At 61.8% G+C, this 20,932-nt stretch carries 15 protein-coding genes; 9 read left to right on the forward strand and 6 right to left on the reverse strand.

The features are described 5' to 3' along the window. Positions 1-58: 58 nt before the first annotated feature. A complete protein-coding gene (locus tag NWI_RS08690; RefSeq protein ID WP_011314925.1) occupies positions 59-1,240 on the reverse strand; it encodes a cysteine desulfurase family protein in 1,182 nt (393 codons plus the stop codon). Between the two features lie 181 nt (positions 1,241-1,421). On the opposite strand from NWI_RS08690, the gene NWI_RS08695 reads away from it, so the two are divergent. After that, a complete protein-coding gene (locus NWI_RS08695) occupies positions 1,422-2,069 on the forward strand; it encodes an alpha/beta hydrolase (protein ID WP_011314926.1) in 648 nt (215 codons plus the stop codon). Between the two features lie 50 nt (positions 2,070-2,119). Here NWI_RS08695 and NWI_RS08700 read toward each other — a convergent pair whose 3' ends face one another. Next, on the reverse strand, positions 2,120-3,220 hold the full coding sequence (locus NWI_RS08700; RefSeq protein ID WP_011314927.1) for an anhydro-N-acetylmuramic acid kinase: 1,101 nt from the start codon (positions 3,218-3,220) through the stop codon (positions 2,120-2,122). 154 nt (positions 3,221-3,374) lie between these two features. On the opposite strand from NWI_RS08700, the gene tyrS reads away from it, so the two are divergent. Beyond that, positions 3,375-4,628, forward strand: a complete 1,254-nt coding sequence (gene tyrS, locus NWI_RS08705; RefSeq protein ID WP_011314928.1) for a tyrosine--tRNA ligase — start codon at positions 3,375-3,377, stop codon at positions 4,626-4,628. Positions 4,629-4,652: 24 nt separating this feature from the next. On the opposite strand, the gene NWI_RS08710 is transcribed toward tyrS, so the two are convergent. Further along, positions 4,653-8,285 carry a DUF3971 domain-containing protein gene (locus NWI_RS08710; RefSeq protein ID WP_011314929.1) on the reverse strand — a complete coding sequence of 1,211 codons (3,633 nt, stop codon included), beginning with the start codon at positions 8,283-8,285 and terminating at the stop codon, positions 4,653-4,655. A gap of 223 nt (positions 8,286-8,508) precedes the next feature. Here NWI_RS08710 and NWI_RS16940 point away from each other — a divergent pair, with 223 nt between their 5' ends. The 4 genes from NWI_RS16940 to NWI_RS08725 all read left to right on the forward strand — a co-directional run bounded on the left by NWI_RS16940 (position 8,509) and on the right by NWI_RS08725 (position 13,007). Next, positions 8,509-9,138 (forward strand): peroxiredoxin, encoded by a 630-nt coding sequence (locus NWI_RS16940; RefSeq protein ID WP_011314930.1) that lies wholly within the window; start codon positions 8,509-8,511, stop codon positions 9,136-9,138. Between the two features lie 100 nt (positions 9,139-9,238). Next, complete coding sequence (locus NWI_RS08720; RefSeq protein ID WP_011314931.1) at positions 9,239-10,603, forward strand: M23 family metallopeptidase; 1,365 nt, start codon at positions 9,239-9,241, stop codon at positions 10,601-10,603. Positions 10,604-10,821: 218 nt separating this feature from the next. Further along, positions 10,822-10,995: a hypothetical protein gene (locus NWI_RS17945; RefSeq protein ID WP_187147957.1), complete on the forward strand. Its 174-nt coding sequence runs from the start codon at positions 10,822-10,824 to the stop codon at positions 10,993-10,995. A gap of 134 nt (positions 10,996-11,129) precedes the next feature. Continuing rightward, positions 11,130-13,007 carry an ABC-F family ATP-binding cassette domain-containing protein gene (locus NWI_RS08725; RefSeq protein ID WP_011314933.1) on the forward strand — a complete coding sequence of 626 codons (1,878 nt, stop codon included), beginning with the start codon at positions 11,130-11,132 and terminating at the stop codon, positions 13,005-13,007. Positions 13,008-13,140: 133 nt separating this feature from the next. On the opposite strand, the gene NWI_RS08730 is transcribed toward NWI_RS08725, so the two are convergent. From NWI_RS08730 to NWI_RS08740, 3 genes are all read right to left on the reverse strand, one after another. After that, positions 13,141-13,698 (reverse strand): hypothetical protein, encoded by a 558-nt coding sequence (locus tag NWI_RS08730; protein ID WP_011314934.1) that lies wholly within the window; start codon positions 13,696-13,698, stop codon positions 13,141-13,143. 129 nt (positions 13,699-13,827) lie between these two features. Further along, positions 13,828-14,280 (reverse strand): DNA polymerase III subunit chi, encoded by a 453-nt coding sequence (locus tag NWI_RS08735; RefSeq protein WP_011314935.1) that lies wholly within the window; start codon positions 14,278-14,280, stop codon positions 13,828-13,830. Continuing rightward, positions 14,277-15,779 (reverse strand): leucyl aminopeptidase, encoded by a 1,503-nt coding sequence (locus NWI_RS08740; RefSeq protein ID WP_011314936.1) that lies wholly within the window; start codon positions 15,777-15,779, stop codon positions 14,277-14,279. Before NWI_RS08740 ends, NWI_RS08735 begins: the two co-directional genes overlap by 4 nt. 362 nt (positions 15,780-16,141) lie before the next feature. Here NWI_RS08740 and lptF point away from each other — a divergent pair, with 362 nt between their 5' ends. The 3 genes from lptF to NWI_RS08755 are packed head-to-tail and all read left to right on the forward strand — an operon-like array spanning position 16,142 to position 20,897. After that, a complete protein-coding gene (gene lptF, locus NWI_RS08745) occupies positions 16,142-17,314 on the forward strand; it encodes an LPS export ABC transporter permease LptF (protein ID WP_011314937.1) in 1,173 nt (390 codons plus the stop codon). Continuing rightward, positions 17,311-18,408, forward strand: a complete 1,098-nt coding sequence (gene lptG, locus NWI_RS08750) for an LPS export ABC transporter permease LptG (RefSeq protein ID WP_011314938.1) — start codon at positions 17,311-17,313, stop codon at positions 18,406-18,408. Before lptF ends, lptG begins: the two co-directional genes overlap by 4 nt. After that, positions 18,408-20,897, forward strand: a complete 2,490-nt coding sequence (locus NWI_RS08755) for an LPS-assembly protein LptD (protein WP_011314939.1) — start codon at positions 18,408-18,410, stop codon at positions 20,895-20,897. Before lptG ends, NWI_RS08755 begins: the two co-directional genes overlap by 1 nt. Positions 20,898-20,932 lie beyond the last annotated feature (35 nt).

A 20,932-nucleotide genomic window follows, 5' to 3' on the forward strand; every position in this document is an offset into this window, starting at 1 on the left:
AAGGACCACGGTGGATTGAAGTCTTGGTGCCTGCTCCGATTCTAAGGAAGAAGCTGTCTTAGAATGGTTCAAGCCCTGTTTCGTTCCCCCTTAGTAGTGCACCTGAAAGCTTTCGCCAAGTCTTAATAGCCCGATCCACGTCTGCGTCCGTGGTCTCCCAGCCCAGCGAGAATCGTATCGCGCTCCTGGTCATTTCCGGGCCGTACCCCATGGCCGCCAGCACATGCGAGGCCTGCACTTTGCCCGAAGAACATGCGGAACCGGATGAGACGGCCACCCCCTCAAGGTCGAATCTGACCACGGCCGTCTCAGCTTTCAAGGTGGGAACACCGAAAAGTGTCGTATTTGGCAGGCGCGCGACCTTCTGCGAGAAGATCACGCCGCCCCGTGTTTGTCTCAAGCCATCCTCCAGCCGGTCGCGCAGGCTCTTGATCCGAGCCGTGTCGATGGCGCGATCTGCTTCGGCTGCCCTCACGGCGGCCCCAAAGCCCGCAATTCCCGGTACATTCTCGGTGCCGGCACGGCCGCCCCGCTCCTGACCGCCTCCCCGTATCAAGGCCGTTGGATGGCTTCGGTTCTCCGCGAGGACCAATGCGCCCGCCCCTTTCGGGCCGCCAACCTTGTGCGCAGAAAGAGATACAAAATCAGCATTCAATTCATTGATATCAATGTGAATTTTTCCGAATGCCTGCACCGCGTCGACATGAAGCAGGCCGCCTGCCTCGTGGACCAGCCCTGCGGCTTCGGCCACCGGCTGAATGGCGCCGGTTTCGTTGTTGGCGAGCATGATCGAGACCAGCGTGGGAGGTTGCCGCGCGAGCATCGCGCGCAAGGCGTCGAGATCGATCAATCCCGAGCGATCGACCGGCAGACGCGTCATCCGGTCCGGCGGAAACCGCGCTCCGGCCAGAACGGAGGCATGTTCTATTGATGAAACTATAATATTATCAATATCGTGTTTTTGTTTCCTGATAACAGGAGTTAGCGCCAGGGTGTTGGCCTCTGTTCCTCCTGACGTGAAGATCACGTTGCGTGGTTCGCCTCCGACCGCTTCCGCGACGATGATCCGCGCATCTTCGATCAGTCCCCGCGCCCGCCTGCCTTCCGCGTGAACGGATGACGGATTGCCGAAGAGATCCCAGGCCGCCGCCATCGCCTCGCGCGCCTCGCGCCGAAGCGGCGTGGTCGCGTTCCAGTCGAGATAAGTTCGTTCCTGCATGTGATTGCGACTATACGGCATTTTTGGCGGATGCGGTCACGGCCGCGTAAGATGCTTGCTTTTCGCCCCTCGCCCTATGCTAGAAGGCGGCGGTGTTCACCGGCACTTTCTGTTACCGCCATCGCGGCGGCCTGATCGCCCTCGTCGTCGAGCCGCGAACGGAAACCGATCCTGTGAGCGGCTTGATTTGCCAAGGATTCCGATGCCTGAAGTCATTTTTACCGGTCCCGCCGGCCGTCTCGAAGGCCGCTACCATCCAGCGAAGCAGAAAAATGCCCCGATAGCGATGGTCCTGCATCCGCACCCACAGTTTCGCGGCAGCATGAACCACCCGATTGTCTATCAGGTTTACTATGCTTTCGTGGCGCGGGGCTTTTCCGTGCTGCGTTTCAATTTCCGTGGCGTTGGCCGCAGCCAGGGCTCGTTCGACCACGGCACCGGCGAATTGTCGGACGCCGCGGCTGCGCTCGACTGGGCGCAGACCATCAACCCGGAGGCGCGCGCCTGCTGGGTCGCGGGATTTTCCTTTGGCGCCTGGATCGGAATGCAGTTGCTGATGCGGCGGCCCGAGGTGGAAGGCTTCATCTCGATCGCGCCTGAACCCAACCGCTACGATTTCTCGTTCCTGGCGCCGTGCCCGTCATCGGGGCTTATCGTCCACGGCGAGAAGGATATCGTCGCGCCAGCCAAGGATGTCACGACGCTGGTCGAGAAGCTGAAGACCCAGAAGGGAATCGTGATCGATCAGCAAACCATTCCGGGTGCGAACCATTTCTTCGAGGACAAGATGGAACCGTTGATGGAAACGGTCACCAGCTATCTCGATATGAGGCTTGCCAACATCCGGTAGCCGCATCGCGTGTGGGACGCAATATCGTACGCCACAGCGTCGCGAATGGTTCAGGGCCGCGTGACCACACCGCCGGTCATCGGCACCGGCACTCCGGTGGTCGCGGGGTAGCTCAAGGGCAAGCCTTTCAGGCCACGCGCCGCGAGATAGCCGAAGGCCTGCGCCTCCATCGCGTCAATCGACCAGCCGAGCGCGTCCGCCCGCTCGACAGGCGCAGGGGCAACCTTCTCCCGTAGCATCTCGAGCATGATCGGGTTGCGGGCTCCGCCGCCTGCGACGATCCATCTTTCCGGCGCCTTCGGCAGCAGCGGAACGATCCGCGCGATGGCCGCCGCGGTAAACGCCGTCAGGGTGGCGGCGCCATCGGCTGGCGGCCTATCGGGCAGGGCGAGAGAGGCAAAATCGTTGCGGTCGAGCGATTTGGGTGGTGGCAGCGCGAAAAAGGGGTGATTCAGGGCGCTCGCGATCCAGTCCGCGTCGGGGCGGCCCTGCTGCGCCAGCCTGCCATCGCGGTCGAACGGTTCACCCGTCGTGCGAAGCATGAAATCGTCGAGCAGCGCATTACCGGGTCCGGTGTCGCAGGCGATCAAAGTGTCCGCGCCGTCGATATAGGTGACATTGGAGACGCCGCCGATATTGACCACGCAAATCGGACCGTCGCGGCCGAGCGACTGCGCCAGCGCGCGATGATAGGCGGGGACGAATGGCGCGCCCTGCCCGCCGGCGGCGACGTCGGCCGCGCGGAAATCATGCATCACCGGCACGCGGATCGCTTTCGCCAGCGCGTCCGCATCGCCGATCTGCACGGTCAGCCGCTCCCCCGGCCGATGCAGAACCGTCTGGCCGTGAAAACCGACGATATCGATATCCTCGCGCCTGATGCCGTTCCGCGCGAGGAAGGACGTGACGGCGTCAGAGTGCGCCATGGTCACGGCGTGTTCGGCCATGCCGATCACGCCCGGCCGTGCGTCACGTCGCGTCAGATTGACCGCCTCCGCCAGCGCCTCCCGCAACAGGCCGCGTTCGTCGTTCGTGTAAGGGCGATAGCCTGTCGGCCCGAACGCCGTCACGCGCTCGCCGTCGGTTTCGATCAGGGCGACATCAACGCCGTCAAGCGAGGTACCGCTCATCATGCCGATCGCCGTCATCATCGCCTTGCGGTCTCCAGCGGCCGGCTTGTGCCGAACGCGCGCTTCTTATAATGGCACACACTTGACACGCAGTATAACCGGGCGGCGGCTGACAGCTATCCTGTGCCGAATGGTCTGCGCGCTCAGTTGAACAAGAGATTAGAGTTATAGTGCCATGGTCGCTTTCAAGTCCGATTTTCTCAACACGCTTCAGGAACGGGGCTTCATCCACCAGTGCTCCGATTTCGAAGGCCTTGATGCGCTGGCGTCCAGAAATCAGGTGACGGCCTACACCGGCTATGACTGCACCGCGCCGTCGCTGCATGTCGGTCACCTGCTCTCGATCATGATGATGCACTGGCTGCAACAGACTGGAAACAAGCCGATCGCCCTGATGGGTGGCGGCACCACGCGCGTGGGCGATCCGTCGGGCCGCGACGAAACGCGCAAAATTCTGAGCTATGACCAGATCGACGCCAACAAGGAATCGATCAAGGGCACATTCTTGAAGTTCCTGGTTTTCGGCGACGGCAAGAACGACGCCATCATGACGGACAATGCCGAGTGGCTCACCAGGCTCAACTATATCGAGATGCTGCGCGACGTCGGCCGGCATTTTTCCATCAACCGCATGCTCACGATGGACAGCGTGAAGATGCGTCTCGAGCGCGAGCAGGAGTTGTCGTTCATCGAGTTCAACTACATGATCCTTCAGTCCTACGATTATGTGGAACTGGCGCGCCGCCACGGCTGCAACCTGCAAATGGGCGGTTCGGATCAGTGGGGCAACATCGTCAACGGCGTCGATCTCGGCCGCCGCATGGGCACGCATCAGCTCTACGCGCTGACCTGCCCGCTGCTCACGACATCGTCGGGCGCCAAGATGGGCAAGACCGCGGCGGGCGCGGTCTGGCTCAACGCCACCATGCTGCCGGTCTACGATTACTGGCAGTACTGGCGCAACGTCGAGGACGCCGACGTCGGCAGATTCCTGAAACTGTTCACGATCCTGCCGATGGGTGAGATCGCGAAGCTGGCTGCGTTGCAGGGCTCAGAGATCAACGAGGCCAAGAAGGTGCTCGCGACCGAGGCGACCGCGCTTCTGCATGGTCGCGACGAAGCCGAGAAAGCCGCCGACACCGCGCGCACGACGTTCGAGCAAGGCGCTATTTCCGAGAGTCTTCCCACACTGGATATTCCGCGGAGCGAGCTTGCAAGCGGCGCCGGCGTGCTCGCACTGTTTGTGAAGGCGGGCCTTGTCGCCTCGAACGGAGAAGCGCGCCGCCAGATCAAGGGTGGTGGACTTCGCGTCAACGATGTCGCCGTCGCCGACGACAAGATGGTGCTGACGCCGGATCACCTCACGCCCGAAGGCGTGATCAAACTTTCAATGGGCAAGAAACGCCACGTCCTGCTGCGGCCCGCATAGCGCGTCCGGAGAACGCGATCGCGTTCAGTTCCCGCTCGTTGCCGGAAACTCGATCTGGTTGGCTGTTCTTCCCGTCTGGAACTCAAAAATCTTGCGCACCAGTCCCGGCGCCATGGCCGAGATCGGGTTGATGCGCAGTTGCGGTTGTCCCGGTGTTCCCACCACCTCATAAGTCACGCCGATCAATCCCTCGTCGCTGCCGCCCCCAAGGATAAGTCCGACGACCGGAAGCTGTCCAAATATGTTGTTGAGCCCGTACATCGGAACGAAGGTGCCGCTCATGCGAACCTCGTTGGCTGGATAATCGATCCGTCCTTCAATGGTCGCGCCAATCGTCGGACCCTTGACGACGCCATCGCGGACCGTGAGTTGTCCGTTCTGCCGGCTGAATTCCGCGCGCAGCCGCGAGAATGAAATGCCGTTCTGAGCGGTTCGGGGGCCACCCGCCGCGGCGCGATCCAGAGCGGATTCGCCCTTGATGGTGAAATCGCGAACATTGATCAGTCCCTGCTTGGCCCGCTGCTCGGCGGTCGGCGGGTCCATGGCCAGCGCGAGCTGACCGCCAAACATCTTTCCGTAGGTATCGGTAAAGCGGAAGAACGCGCCGGCGTCGTCGGTCTCGATCAGAACCACGTCGCGACCCTGCGGACGGCCGCGCAGACTGCCTGTCAGGGGGGTGTTGCGTCCGATCTTGCCGGTCATGGTGAGGCTGCGAACCGACCCGTTACGCTGGGCCATCTTGACGTCCGCGCTGCGTATGGCTTCGCCGTAAAATCCGGCGACGGCTCCGATCTTCAGGTCGATGTCGAAATCGATGCTTTTCGACTTGCTCCTGGCGTCGGCCTGCTTGCCCGAGATCGCCGATTTGAGAAAGCCGCGACCGTCGAACACGTCGCCGCGCATGACGACTTTCAACACGCCGTCAGCGTTGCGTTCGGCCTTCAGAGAAGCCCGGTCACCTTCCGACGGCGCGTAAACCGGGAAGTTCACGTTCACCAGATCGCCGTTCTGATCGACCTCCAGTGATCCCTTTATCGTGACGCCGCTGCCGTCGACGATGATGTCCTCCAGGCGCGTGGATTGCGCTTTCTGCACGACATTGAACGTCGCGTGACCTGACTTGCCCGGCAGCTTGACCCAGCCGGGCAAAATGTTGTCGAGCTTCAGGGATGTGAGATCGGCATCGACGGCGAATTTATTATCCCTGTTGCGGCCGATCTTGCCGGCCAGCTTGACGGGAATCGAGCCGGTCGCTCCCGCGCCGAGATCAATTCCGAGCTTTGCGCGGCTCGCATCATCCAGCGTGGCCTGCAGCTTGATGTCCGCATCGCCATCGGCCGGCTTGCGGTAGTCCAGCGATGCCGGCTGGCCGTTGATCTTGACGTCGCCCTTGACGTGATACCCCTCGTTGTTGGCGGTGACCTTCAGCGCGCTCGCCTCAAGTTTCTGATTCATGACCAACCGGTCGGCGGCAAAACCCGTGAGATCGGCGGTGATGGAATAGGTGGTGTCTTCCTTGGTGATCTGTCGCGTGAGCGGCAGGCCCAGGGCGATCTGGGCTGCAACGGTGCCCTTGCTGGAGTTGGGATCGATCAGATTATCGGTGAATTCGTTGAGGCGGTCCGAGACGAGAATTTCCGCGGCTGCGGGAACCGGACTGTCTATTCTGAATCTCACCTTTGCCGGCGAGGGTTTGGGCGCCATATCGGGCACTTCGAAAACGACGTCGGAAATGTTGAGCCTTCTGCCCGACGGAGTGTCGGCGACGGCCTGCTCGATCGTTACCGCCGCCGTTCTTCCTGTCACCCGCGCCTTCAGGCCGGCGTCGTGGACCAGGGGTAGTTCATCAACGGGATAGATCGTCACATTGTCGGCGACGATATCGACCGAAAGCCCGTCATCCGGCATAGGCGGTCCGCGACGCGACAGATTGTGAAGCGGCGAATTCACGCCGATTTCAATGCGCTTGAGAAAGCCTCGTTTAATTCGTCCGATAACCCATTCCCGCAGTTCCGGCACGATCACAGCCGGCCATATGCTCTTAAGCGCGGCGGCGGACATCGGCGTCCCGGCGAAGCCCAGTTTCAAGCGCGGCGCATCCGAATAGTCGATGCTGCCGGTGCCCGCGATGCCGATCTCGCCGTTGCTGATATCGGCCTGGGTCAGAATGGCCTGCCTGTGCCCGGTGTCGAAACGCAGGCCGACCGCAATGCGGTTGAAGATCAGAGGCGCTTCCCCATCGGAGCCGGCGAGCACTATGGTGCCGCCGCTCAAACCCATCTGCCAGTCCGGAACATTGCCGTTCGGAGGCTGGAGACGGGCGAGCAGCGTGATCCTGTTTTCGCCGGACACGATCTTGAACGGCACCAGAAGCACGCGCCGTCCCGAATCCCATTCCACGTTCATTTCGATCTGATCGATCGCCATGGGGTAATCCGGCGTGTCGGAATCGATGATCGTGCCTTTGCCGGCGAAAAGATTGCCCCGGAGATACGTAGGTAGGCCATCGCGACCAATCTCGCCCTTCAATTCTCCGCTGAGGGGCATGTCGGCGCTGTAAGTGAGATCCTTGATGCGAAGAGCCAGCAGAACGGTCTTCGCTGGAATTCCGGCGGCGCGGAGTTCAATCGGACGGACGCCATTCGCGGGCGGCCCGACCGCGACATGAAGCGACCATTCCTTGCTGCCGCCTTCGCTGACAGTGAACGCGACTCCGCCCGCGCTCGGCCGGTGAAGGCTCAGGCTGATGTTGCTAAAGCTCCAACGGTTGCCGCGTTGCTGGTCATCAACCACCAGCCTCCCGTTCTTCAGACCAATCTCGTTGAGATTCTGGCCATCCAGTCCCCTTACGCCGAGGCCGTCGAGCCATTCCAATCCCGCCAACAGGGCGCCTGCGTTGCCGCTGCTTTCCGAGCTCGCCGGCGCCGCGGCCGGGGAGTCGGAGAGTTGCTGCGTAGCTTGTGGGGGCGGCGACGTTTCCGAGGAGACGACCGCCGATGGCAGGCCGGATCGCAGGGGCGGCGCGACGCCCGTGGCAAGCGGCTTGGCGTTGTCGCCCGTGGAAACAGTGACCTGGCCGTCCGGCGTAATCCGGACCGCGAGCTCGGCGTCGACCAGGTCGAGGCTTTCCGCGCGCAGCCGCCCCGTCAACAGCGCCAAACCGGACAGTTTAACCTCGGCTTTGGGGGCGCTCGCGATCACGACACGGTCGCGGTCACGGACGACGACGTCACGAATACGGACCGCGATGCGAATTCTGCCGGCGCGCTCGATCTGAGTGCCGCCGATCTCCACCGTGTTGTCGTGACCGATGTTTCCTTCGATCGCACTGACAAGCCATGGCGTCATCATGTCGAGATTGAGGGGACCAGCACCGAGCCGCCACCACAGCGCACCGAATCCCCCTGCGAACGTGACCGACAGAACCAGAAAGGCGACCGCGAGCCGTTTGATCCAGCGCTCTCCCGCCAGCCAGTTTCTGAACCTCACGAATCGGTCGCCGGCCCTGTGAAACCTCGAATCCGATCGAGACAGCAACCGACGTACGCGACGGCTGTGGAGTTCGTCGTCGTCCTCGCCCCAGCCGGCGACCTCTCCCTGCGAGACATGATGATCGCCGTGCGGATTTGGATCTCGTGTCGGCGTGCTTTTAGTCATTGCCTCTCGGTGCCGGCTTGGTCCGGAGCTTTCGCTCTCATCGGTCCGCACGCCGCGTTCGGACGAACGTTCCTGTGATGCGGGGCGGACAATCCGTCGAATCCCTTGTAACCGTACCCGCGCTCGCAGTCATGGCGGCGGCGGCAGTCTGACCGATTCGTCCTCGGCATCCGCGGCAATCATAACGGATAATGAGCGTTGGAAAACGACGAAAGGAAGGCGTATGTCCAAGAAGATACGCAAGAAATCCTCGAAATCCGACAGTTCTGTAACGGTGCGGGCGGCAACTGTCGCTCACACGGAACAGGCTCGCGAGGCCGGCCCGTCACCCTCCCCGGCAGCGACCACAAAAACCAAGCCGCGCCCTGCTCCGCCGGCCTCTCAAGGCGCCGGGCTCGCGGAAGGCTCCCCGGCCCCGCCATTCAACCTTCCCAGGGAAGACGGCGCCTTGGTTTCGCTTGCTGATTTCGCGGGAGGAAAGCTCGTAATCTTTTTCTATCCGCGCGCGGGAACGCCGGGCTGCACCATAGAGGCCATGGACTTCACCCGGCTGGCGACTGATTTCGCGGTCAGTGGAACGGCGGTGATCGGCGTATCGGCTGATCCGGTAAAGGCGCAGCTTTCGTTTCGAAACAAGCACCAGCTGTCCATTGCTCTGATATCGGATGAAAAGCACCAAATGCTGGAGGCTTATGGGGTCTGGGGTGAAAAGTCCATGTACGGCAAGACTTTCATGGGCGTTCTTCGCACAACCGTACTGGTGGATGGGGCCGGACGGATCGCTCGCATCTGGCGCAGGGTCAAGGTCGAAGGTCACGCGGACGAGGTGCTCGCGGCCGCGCGCGAACTGTGAAGCTGGCTGGCCGTTTTCCGAAAATTAACCATGAACGGTTCCAATCAGCGTCGAAGTTGAGCCGCCTGGAACTTCGTTTTCGGTCGGCACAGGAGTGCCGATGTCCTACCGTTCCAGTCAGTGTGTCGAGTATCCGCCTCAGCGCGCTCACGCTCACAAACACGATCGAAGTCCGTCCCGCCGTGCCGCGGCAGGCTTGTCGTCAGGCGCGCCGGAGAAACGGAGCGGCTACACCTTCGCCCATGGCGGTCGACAGGTTCGGTTTGGCCCCGTCGTGTTCTGGATTGCGGTCGGAACGGTCACGCTGCTCGGGGTCTGGTCGGCCGCGACGGCGACGTATTTTGCCTTTCGCGATGATGTGTTGACGCGGCTCCTCGCGCGGCAAGCTGAAATGCAATACGCCTACGAGGATCGCATTGCCGAATTGCGCTCGCGTGTCGATCGCACCACCAGCCGCCAGCTGCTCGATCAGGAACAGTTCGAAAGAAAGCTCGACGGGATCATGCGCCGTCAGGCGTTGCTTGAAGCCCGCGCCGGCGCCCTGAATGCCATATCCGATGTTTCAGTGACGGGTTCAATCAAAGGGGCGGCGCAAAAAACGGGAAACGATACTGATGCAGGCCCGTCGCGGGCCGACAAGCCATCTCCGATCAACGATGCTGATGGCTTCGAGATGCCAGACCGGGGCGCGGCCCTCGACTCCCGTGATCCCGCCAATGCCCGTCCGAAACCGGTCCCGCTCATGAACCTCACCGGCGAGGCCAACAGGCTGACGCGACTGGAATCCTCGCTCGATCGGGTCGAAAGCCGGCAGGTCGCCGAGTTGAACGCGATCGCGGACGGCATGGATTCCCGCCTGCGGCGGATGCGCGGCGTGTTTTCCGATCTCGGACTGAGTGTCGCGAAAATGGCGGCCGTGTCGAACTCCGGCACGGGCGGGCCCTATGTGCCGGTCAAGCTGCGATCCGATGTCGATCCCTTCGAGCGCCAGCTTTACCGCGTCAGCCTGACACGGGCGCAGATCGACCAGCTCGACCGGGCTCTCGCCCTTGTTCCCTATCGCAAGCCGGTCACGGGCGAGCTTGAATTCACCTCCGGTTTCGGTGTTCGCGTCGATCCGTTCGTTGGGCGGCCGGCGATGCATGCCGGGCTCGATTTTCGCGCCGCAACGGGAGCGCCGGCGCGCGCGACGGCGAACGGAAAGGTCACCACCGCGAACTGGACGGGCGGTTACGGCCGGATGGTCGAGGTGGATCACGGCAATGGCTTGTCCACGCGCTACGGGCATCTTTCCGCGATCAATGTGAAGGTCGGCCAGTCCGTCAAGGCTGGACAGGCAGTCGGCGAGGTCGGCTCGACGGGCCGTTCAACGGGGCCGCACCTGCATTATGAAACAAGGATCGACGGGGAAGCCGTCGATCCTCAGAAATTCTTGCGAGCAGGCGCCCGCCTGAACAACGGCTGATTGAAATGCTTTGCCGGGCCTGCCAAAGCTTGCTCGAAATCGAAACGCCCCGGCTGTTGAATGACTGATTTCCACACCGGCCGCGATCTTCGGGCTTGAATATCCCGCACCCGAGAGGCATACCCCGAAACAATTTTCCGCTCCGGGACTTAACAACCCAGAGCTGTTTTGCTTCTGACTCAAACGTCCGAATCGCGCTCGTAGGACACGGGACTGAAATGCACGACCGAACCGCCGAAAGCGCCACCCCGATTGATCCGCAGACCAGCAACGTGGTCGCGAGAGCGATCGGCGAACGGCTGCGGACCGACGTGCGGCCGGAGGAATCGGAGCTTCCTTTCCGGCTTCAGCTGCTGATGCAACGGCTTCGCGCGCAGGATCACCATAGCTGAGGTTCTGAAGCTGACGCTCTGACGCCGGTCTCGGTCGGCTGTGAATCCTTCTTCGGTCAATGCCCGCCGCCGGCCTCCCTCCTTCGTTCACAAACGAGTTGCGTTTGGCGACGCAGCGGTGAAAAAAACAAAACATGCTATCCATCACCGATATTTCGATCCGCATCGCCGGACGCCTGCTGATCGACCATAGCTCCGTTCAGATCGTGCCCGGCGCGCGCGTCGGCTTCGTGGGACGTAACGGCGTCGGCAAATCGACGCTGTTCCACGCGATACGCGGTGAACTGCCGACGGAAACCGGCACCATCGCCATTCCGCCGCGCTGGCGCGTGGGCAGCCTTGCGCAGGAGGCGCCGGATGGTCCGGAAAGCCTGATCGAGGTGGTGCTTAAGGCCGACCTCGAACGCCATGCGCTGCTGCGTGAAGCCGAAACGGCCCGCGATCCGGAACGTATCGCGGACATCCAGATGCGTCTGGTCGATATCGACGCTCATTCTGCGCCCGCACGGGCGGCATCGATCCTGAGCGGTCTCGGATTTTCAACGGCGGACCAGTCCCGCCCCTGTTCGGAATTCTCAGGCGGCTGGCGCATGCGCGTCGCGCTCGCGGCAACGCTTTTCGCATCACCCGACCTGCTGCTGCTGGACGAGCCGACCAACTACCTCGATCTCGAAGGAACGCTCTGGCTGGAAGATCACCTCGCGCACTACCCGCGCACGGTCATCATCATCAGTCACGACCGCGACCTCCTTGACACATCCGTCGATCAGATTCTGCATCTCGATCGCGGCAAGCTCTCGCTCTACAAGGGAACCTATTCTGCTTTCGAAGAGCAACGCGCAACTCGCGAGTTGCTGGACGCCAAGCACGCCAGACGGCAGGCCGATGAGCGCAAGCGGCTCCAGGCCTTCGTGGATCGCTTCAAGGCTAAGGCCTCGAAGGCGCGCCAGGCGCAGTCACGCGTGAAAATGCTCGAACGCATGAAGCCTGTGACCGCGCTGGTCACACAGGATGTGCGCGAGATTTCCTTTCCCGTGCCGGACAAGCTGCTATCGCCGCCGATCATCGCCGTTGACGAGGCCGTCGTCGGTTACGATCCGCAATCGCCTATTCTCAAGCGCGTGACGTTGCGGGTCGATGAGGACGATCGCATCGCCCTGCTCGGCGCCAACGGCAACGGCAAGTCCACCCTCGTCAAGCTGCTGGCCGGCAAGCTGCAACCGTTCGCCGGCAGGGTGGTGCGCGCCGACAAGCTGTCGATCGGCTATTTCGCCCAGCATCAGACCGACGAGCTGGATCTCGACGGCTCGCCCTACGATCATGTGCGGCGCCTGATGCAGGATGCTCCGGAAACGAAAATCCGCGCTCGCGTGGGCGGCATCGGCTTTTCCGGCAAGGCGGGCGATACGCTCGTTCGCAGCCTTTCGGGCGGCGAAAAAGCGCGTCTTCTGCTCGGGCTCGCGACGTTCTTCGCTCCCAACATGATCATCCTCGACGAGCCGACCAACCATCTCGATATCGACAGCCGCGCCGCGCTTGCCGAAGCCATCAACGAGTATCCCGGCGCTGTCATCATGGTCTCGCACGACCGTTACCTGATCGAGGCCTGCGCCGACCAGCTATGGGTGGTGGCGGACCATACCGTCACTCCTTACGACGGCGATCTCGAGGATTACCGCCGCGCGGTTTTATCGGCACGGGGTCTCCGCTCGAATGGCCGCGACCGGGTGTCCGGCCAGCGCGACGATGGTCGAGACAAGCCGCGGCGCGAGAGGACCGAACGACGCTCGCCGCTCAAACAGAAGATCACGGCCGCCGAGGCCGAGATCGAGCGAATTACCGGAATCATCGCAAAAATCGATGTCGCCCTTGCCCTGCCGGACCTGTTCAAGCGTGAGCCCAAACAGGCGGCGCAACTCACCAAGGCGCGCGCCAGCGCGGCCGATGCGCTGCGGCGGGCGGAAGAGGCATGGCTGGAGGCCAGTTCGTCTTACGATAACGCTACAGGCTGACGGAAAGCCGCCTCCAGAACTGGAGCCTTTCCGGTTTTGACGGGTCGAAAGCATGGCTTTCGATGTTGTTTTGACGCGTTATCTTGAAGCGAACAGGTCATCCACCCGCTGCAACCCGCCATAACTTACCCGGTTACCGTCTTTTCGCGCGTCGCTCCGGCTTCTGACGGACGGCTGATTCCGGCGCCTGCTCGATGGAAGACAGGCGTCCCGCCGTGAATGTGTAGATACCGGCACGCGGTCCCTTCAGGAACGTCAAGACTGCGACACGATCGCCGCGAGGATTGCTGGACAGGCTGACATTGTCCGGCGCCGCGCCAAGACCGCGCGTCACGTCGCACTCGGTATGGCCTAACGCCACCGTACCCGTGAGCGCCGAGGTTGCCGGAGAATCTCCCGCGCTATCAGCGAGCGCGCTGGATTCACCCATACCGATCGGCGGCGCCATTCCCGGACAAAGTCCGTCGGCGCTGATGAGATCGTCCGGCGTAACCGGCTTGTCCGGCGTCAGCGGCGGCGCCTCGACCGAAACGTTCTTGATGAACAACCTGCCGGATCGCGAAAACCAGTCCGCATCCTTCGAGAGCAGGCCGGTCGAAAACATATCCGATGCGGTGCCGCAGCCAGAGACAAGCGGCGCCACCAAAAGCAGCGGTATCAGGGCCCTTCGGCGAAATCTGGGCTGTCTCACGACGAATTCTGTCCCGGCGGATCGTAGCGGAAGGCCTGTCCAACACCGATTTGCGGCGCGACCATGGCTGGACCCTAGTGTTTGATCAGAAAGCTTCAAGTCTCATCAAATTAAAATTGCTCTATCTGGCTACCCGCGACGCTGCCAGCGCCCCGTTTCGTCAGGCTGCCAGTAGGTCGCCTCGCATCCTCGCGACTTGCATTCCGTCCAGATGGCTCTCGCGGCATCCAGCGCGGCTCCGTCGTCGCCATCGAATATCAGCACCAGTCGCTCATAGGTATCAAGATTTTCCGGAAGCGGGGCATTGTCGATCAGAAATCTGACGGTGGCCCGATTGGGATTGCGGCCGTCGACCGTCAGCACGATCGGCTGTTCGCCTGCATCCTCGATCCGCCACGTCGCATGCGGCAGGAAAGAATCGTCGCGATAGGACCACAGATGCGCGTCGAGCGCATCGGCACGCTCTTCAGACGTCGTGTGGACCACCGCGCGCCATCCGCGCTCGAAAGTCTTTTCGAGCAGCGGCGGCAGAACCTTTTCAAGCGACATGTTCTGCAAATGATAGAACAGGACTTCCGTCATCGCTTCGTTTCGTAATGCTCCGCGACGAGGCGGTCCAGCAGCCGCACGCCGAACCCGGAACCCCAACTCTGATTGATGTCGGATTTGGGAGCGCCCATCGCCGTTCCCGCGATGTCGAGATGCGCCCACGGGGTATCGTCGACAAACCGTTGCAGGAATTGCGCGGCCGTGATCGAGCCGCCATGGCGTCCGCCGGTGTTCTTCATGTCGGCGAACTTGGAGTCGATCAGCTTGTCGTATTCCGGCGCAAGCGGCATCCGCCAGACCCGCTCACCGGTGTCCAGACCCGCTCTCGTAAGGCGCTCCGACAACTCGTCGTTATTGGAGAACAGGCCGGCGTGCTCAGTGCCAAGCGCGACCATGATCGCGCCGGTCAGCGTCGCGAGATCGATCATGACCTTCGGCTTGAACTTGCGGGCGACATACCAGAGCACGTCCGCGAGAACGAGTCGGCCCTCGGCATCGGTGTTGATGATCTCGATGGTCTGTCCCGACATGGACGTCACGATATCGCCGGGCCGCTGCGCGCTGCCGTCCGGCATGTTCTCGACAATGCCGATTGCGCCGATGGCATTCACCTTCGCCTTGCGCGCTGCCAGTGCGTGCATCAATCCCACCACGCAGGCGGCCCCGCCCATGTCGCCCTTCATCTCTTCCATGCCGTTGGCGGGCTTGATCGAGATTCCGCCGGTGTCGAAGCAGACGCCCTTGCCGACGAAAGCGACAGGCGGCTCGCCCTTCTTGCCGCCATTCCAGCGCATGACGACCGTCCGGCTGGGCCGTGCCGACCCCTGCCCCACACCCAGCAGTGCACCCATGCCGAGCTTCGTCATCGCCTTGACGTCCAGAACGTCGATGCCGACTCCCATCGCGCGCAACCGGCTCGCGCGCCGCGCGAATTCCTCCGGATAGAGGACATTCGGCGGTTCGTTCACCAGATCGCGCGCGATGATGACACCGTTGACAACGTGATTGACCGGCGCGAACGCCTTCTTCGCCGCGGCGACATCGGCGACCGCGATCGATACATCGGCGCGATTGACAGCGTCATCGCCCTCTTTCTTCCGCGTCTTGTAACGATCGAATTTGTAAGCGCGCAGCCGGATGCCGGAAGCCAGAGAAGCCGACAGATCCGGTTCCATCGTCGCGGATGGCAGTTCCGCGATGATCGTAACGCCGTTGTTGTCGCTGCGAACCTTTCCCGCGATGACGCCGCCGAGTTTCAGGAAGTCGCTGCTCTTGAGAGCCGGCGTCTTGCCGACGCCCACGACGATCAGACGATCGGCCTTGAGTCCCTCCGGAGCGAGAATATCGAGCGTCGTCGCGCTTTTGCCCTTGAACTGATTGGCCGCGGCCGCTCGTTTAACCAGCCCGGCCGACGAACCGAGTGCCTTGCCCGCGGCCCGGCCGAACTTCAGCGTCTCATCGCAGAACACCACGAGGGTCCCGCGCGAAGCGGTCGAAAACGGAACAAAGCCGACCTTGACGGCGTCGGGCATCGGAAACCTCCAGAATTCAGGGTGGCGCGGCCTCGGAATCGGCCAGCGCGTGTGACTTACCGACTATGACCCGTCAAAGGCAATGCTGCCAAGCTCCGCCACGGGACCCCTTCCCGGCGCCGTTACGGTGAACTTCGCTCTTGGAGCGCGATCGGCCCGGCTGTCGTGGCCGCCGGGCCACATATTCCGGATTTTAACTATAATCACCGGGCTTTGAGGCCCAGCCATTTTATTGACAGATCAAGGGGATGGTACTGGGCCACGAGTCAGATAAGAACAAGGCGGGACATTGGGGATGTCCCGGCCGCGGTCCGGCCTTGCCGGATATTTCCGCGTGAAGGGATTGGGGATCGTTCAGACCGATGGGGTCGATCGACAAGTATATTTTCCGGACGACGCTGGCGTCGTTTGTCGTGGTTCTGGTCAGCCTGACGGGGGTGATCTGGATTACGCAAGCGTTGCGCGGGATCGACCTGATGACAAGTCAGGGGCAGACCATCCTGACGTTCCTGGGAATCACCAGCCTTGCTATCCCGGTGCTGGTGCTGATCATTTCTCCGATCGCACTGATGATCGCGGTCTCGCACACGCTTCACAAGCTGGCGACGGACTCGGAAATCATCGTGATGAACGCCGCTGGCCTGTCGCCGTTCCGGCTCTTCCGGCCGTTTCTTTATGCAACGGTGGTCGTGGCTCTGCTGGTGGCCTTCATTGCCGCCTACCTCGCACCTGACGGCATGCGCCGGTTGAAACAATGGGACGCCGAGATCACCGCCGATGTTCTGGCGAACGTTCTGCAGCCGGGCAGATTTGCGCAGCTCGATCCGAATCTGACGATCCGCATTCGTGAACGACAGCCGGGTGGCCAGCTCGCCGGAATCTTCATCGATGACCGCCGTAATTCGAATGAGCGCCTCAGTATCATCGCCGACCACGGAACGGTGATGAAGAACGACCAGGGATCGTTCCTCATCCTGGAAGACGGACACCTGGAGAGATTCGAAACCGGCAAGCGCGAGCCGGCCATGGTCGCGTTCGACCGCTATGCTTTCGACATGTCGAAATTTTCCAATCGGGGGCATGACGTCGTTTATGGCATTCGCGAACGCTACCTTTGGGAGTTGATTGCTCCCGATGAGAAAGATCCGCTGGTTCAGCAACTGCGCGGCCAGTTCCGCGCCGAGCTTCATGATCGATTCACCGCGCCGATCTATCCGTTTGCTTTTGCCGCGCTGACCTTCGCGTTCCTCGGATCACCGCGCACCACGCGTCAGAGTCGTAATTTCTCCATGGGAGCCGCAATCGCGGCCGTGTTCGGCCTTCGTATGGCGGGCTTCGCGCTTTCGGTCATGACAGTGAAATCGCCGATGGCGGCGCTCCTGCAGTATCTGCTTCTGTTCGGCGCGATCGGTATCAGCCTGAGGGTGATCATTGCGGGAATCGTGCTCGAACCGCCCGCAGCGTTGATGGAAGCGATCAACAGATCGAACGCGCGGATCCTTCGCCTGCTGCGGAAGAGGCCGGCTTTCGCATGAGCATGTTGACGAACACGTTGGGGCGTTATTTTGCCGGCCGTTTCATGGTGGCGGCGCTTGGCGTGTTCGCCAGCATTTTCCTGCTGCTCGTTCTCGTCGATTATATTGAAATGGTCCGGAGAACATCAGGACTTGCGTCGGCATCGGCGCTCATGGTGGCGGAAACGTCGCTGTTCAGGGTGCCTCAACTCCTTGAGAAGCTGACCCCGTTCTGCGTTCTGATCGGCGCCATGACTTGCTATCTCGCATTGTCGCGGAAGCTTGAGCTGGTGGTGGCCCGCGCCGCCGGCGTTTCGGCGTGGCAGTTCATCTCGCCGACGCTGGCCTGCGCGATCGCGCTCGGCGTTTTCGCGACCACGGTTTACAATCCCTTGTCTTCCAACCTGCGTGAATTGTCGAAGCGGATGGAGGCCGAAATGTTCGGCGGCGCGTCGGGCGGAGGTCTCCATGACGCATCGGGCTTCTGGATCAACCAGGTGACCGACGACGGCCAGGCGATCATCAACGCCGCGCTCAGTGAGCAGCAGGGCGTGCGCTTGACGGGACTCACGGTGTTCCGGTTCGATCCCGATTCCAGGTTCAGGGAGCGTATCGAGGCGCGGGAAGCCGCCCTGGAGGACGGCCGCTGGCTGTTCAAAGGCGTCCGCCGGTTCACGCTCGATAACCCTCCGGTCGAGCAGGAAACTTTTGTGCTCCCGACCAGCCTGACGCCGGCGCAGGTTCAGAACAGTTTCTCCACGCCCGAAACTGTGTCATTTTGGCAACTGCCGGACTATATCCGATCCTCCGAAAGTTCGGGGTTTGCCACAGCGGGATACCGGCTGCAGTATCACAAACTCATCGCACAGCCGTTTTTGCTGGCTGCCATGGTGATGCTGGCGGCCTCGGTAAGCCTCCGGTTCTTCCGCTTCGGCGGGGTGCAAAAGATGGTTTTAAGTGGCGTGGGTTCCGGCTTTCTGCTCTATGTCCTATCCAAGGTAACTGAGGATTTGAGCAAGGCCGAATTGATGAATCCAATCGCCGCGGCATGGCTGCCGGTTTGCGTCGGCGGCCTTACCGGTTTTTTGGTCTTGCTGCACCAGGAGGACGGATAGTGGCCCCAATCGCCACCCTCCGTAAACGATCGGCTATTCGCGAGCGGCGCAGCCCCCTGCGCTGCTATCGGTCGGGTGCGTCCGTGATTCCGGCCTCGCTGACGGCGGCCGTTCTCGGTCTGATCGCCGCCGCCGTGATGGACGTCGTCGCGACCACTCCGGCTGCCGCGCAAAGCTTCACCTACAACCCTCGCCCACCCAAGCCCGCGCCGCCGCCAAGGCAGAACGATGGGCAGATGCTCGTTCAGGCCACCGAGCTTGACTACGACTACAATAATTCCCGCGTGTCAGCCGTCGGCAACGTGCAGATGTTCTACAACGGCACGAGCGTCGAGGCGGATCGGGTCATCTACGATCAGAAAACCAAGCGGCTCCATGCCGAAGGCAACATCCGCATGACCGATGCGGACGGCAAGGTCACCTATGCCAACATTCTCGATCTGAGCGACGACTACCGGGACGGATTCGTTGATTCGCTGAGGGTCGACACCGCCGACGCGACGCGCATGGCCGCCACCCGCGCCGATCGGACCGAAGGCAACTACACGGTGTTCGAAAACGGCGTCTATACGGCCTGCGCGCCATGCAAGGAGAACCCGAAGAAACCCCCGCTATGGCAGGTCAAGGGCGCCCGGATCATTCATAACCAGACCGAGAAGATGCTGTACTTCGAGGACGCCCGTTTGGAATTCTATGGCGTGCCGATGGCTTACATGCCCTTCTTCTCGACACCCGATCCGACGGTGAAGCGCAAGAGCGGCTTCCTGATGCCGGCCGTGACCGCCTTTACCGGTTTCGGGGTCGGGGTCGAGACTCCCTACTATTTCGCGTTGGCGCCGAACTATGACCTGACCATCTCTCCCCGGTTCACCACGCGGCAAGGCGTATTGATGCATGGCGAGTTCCGGCAGCGTTTCGAGGACGGCGCCTATCAGATCCGTGCCTATGGCATCAATCAGCTTGATCCGGACGCCTTCGGCGCAGGTCCCGGCAACCGGGACTTCCGGGGCGGTGTCGATACCAAGGGCCAGTTTGCCTTGAACGACAAATGGATCTGGGGTTGGGACGGCGTCCTGCTGAGCGACTACTTCTTCTTCTCCGACTATCGGTTGAGGCAGTACAGGGACCCGATGCAATCGTTCCTGACCTTGCCGACCGAAGCGCTCTCGCAGCTCTATCTGACCGGCGTCGGCAACCGCAGCTACTTCGACGCCCGCGCCGTCCACTACCTGAGCTTCTCCGGCAATCAGAGCCTGGTTCCGGTGATCGCGCCCGTGGTTGATTACTCGAACGTCATCAACCATTCGGTGATCGGCGGCGAGTTCAGCTACAAATTCAATTTCGTCAATCTCATGCGCGATCAGCCGCAGTTCGATCCGATCTCGACACTGGCGAACACCTCCTTCGTGTGCGGGCCGACATCGGCTGACCCGGCGGCGAGACCGCGGGATCTCTGTCTGCTTCGAGGCATTCCGGGAACCTATACGCGTCTGACGGCGCAGGCTCAGTGGCGGAGGTCGTTCACGGATTCCTTCGGTCAGATATGGACGCCGTTTGCCTCGCTTCGCGCCGACGCCATCAATGCCGACATTTCGAACCAGCCGGGCGTATCCGAGTTCCTCCAGCCCGGCGCCACGCAGACAGTCCGCCTCATGCCGGCGGTGGGCCTCGAATATCGCTATCCCTTCATCAACGTTCAGCCCTGGGGCACCACGACGCTCGAACCGATCGCGCAGGTTATCATCCGCCCGAACGAGAGCTATGCGGGCCGGCTGCCGAACGAGGATGCGCAGAGCCTGGTCTTCGACGCCACGAACCTGTTCCGGGTGGACAAGTTCTCCGGTTACGACCGTGTCGAAGGCGGTGGCCGCGCCAATGTGGGCGTGCAGGCGACGACTCAATTCGACCGCGGCGGCGCGATCAATTTTCTGTTCGGACAGTCCTATCACCTGTTCGGCCTCAACTCGTTCGCCGTCGCGGACATGACCAACACCGGTGTCAATTCCGGCTTGCAGCGCGCGCAGTCAGACTACGTGACAAGCGTCAATTATTCGCCGAACAGCGCCTTCACGTTCAGCACCCGCGCGCGCATTGATGAGACGACCCTGAATGTGCAGCGCTTCGAAGCCGAAGGCCGCGCCAGTTTCAACCGCTGGTCCGGGAGCATTTTGTACGGCGATTACGCGGAGCAGCCCAACCTCGGGTTCCTGACAAGGCGCCGGGGTATCCTGGGCTCCGGCTCCATAAAGATCGCATCCAACTGGGTTGTGCAGGGTGCGGCGCGCTGGGATCTGGAAGCCAGACAGATCAACCAGTATGCGGTCGGCGCGGGATACGTGGACGATTGTTTCGTGCTCGGCGTCAACTACGTGACATCATACATTTACGCTGCGGGAGCAGCGCCGCCCCAGCTTAACCACGCTTTCATGCTTCAGCTTGGGCTGAGAACCCTGGGGCAGACCCGCCAAGGGTCGACCGGCGTCCGCTAGAGTCGTTCACCGCTTCATGGAAGCGATGAACGACT

It is taken from the genome of Nitrobacter winogradskyi Nb-255, from assembly GCF_000012725.1.
Classification (GTDB): domain Bacteria; phylum Pseudomonadota; class Alphaproteobacteria; order Rhizobiales; family Xanthobacteraceae; genus Nitrobacter; species Nitrobacter winogradskyi.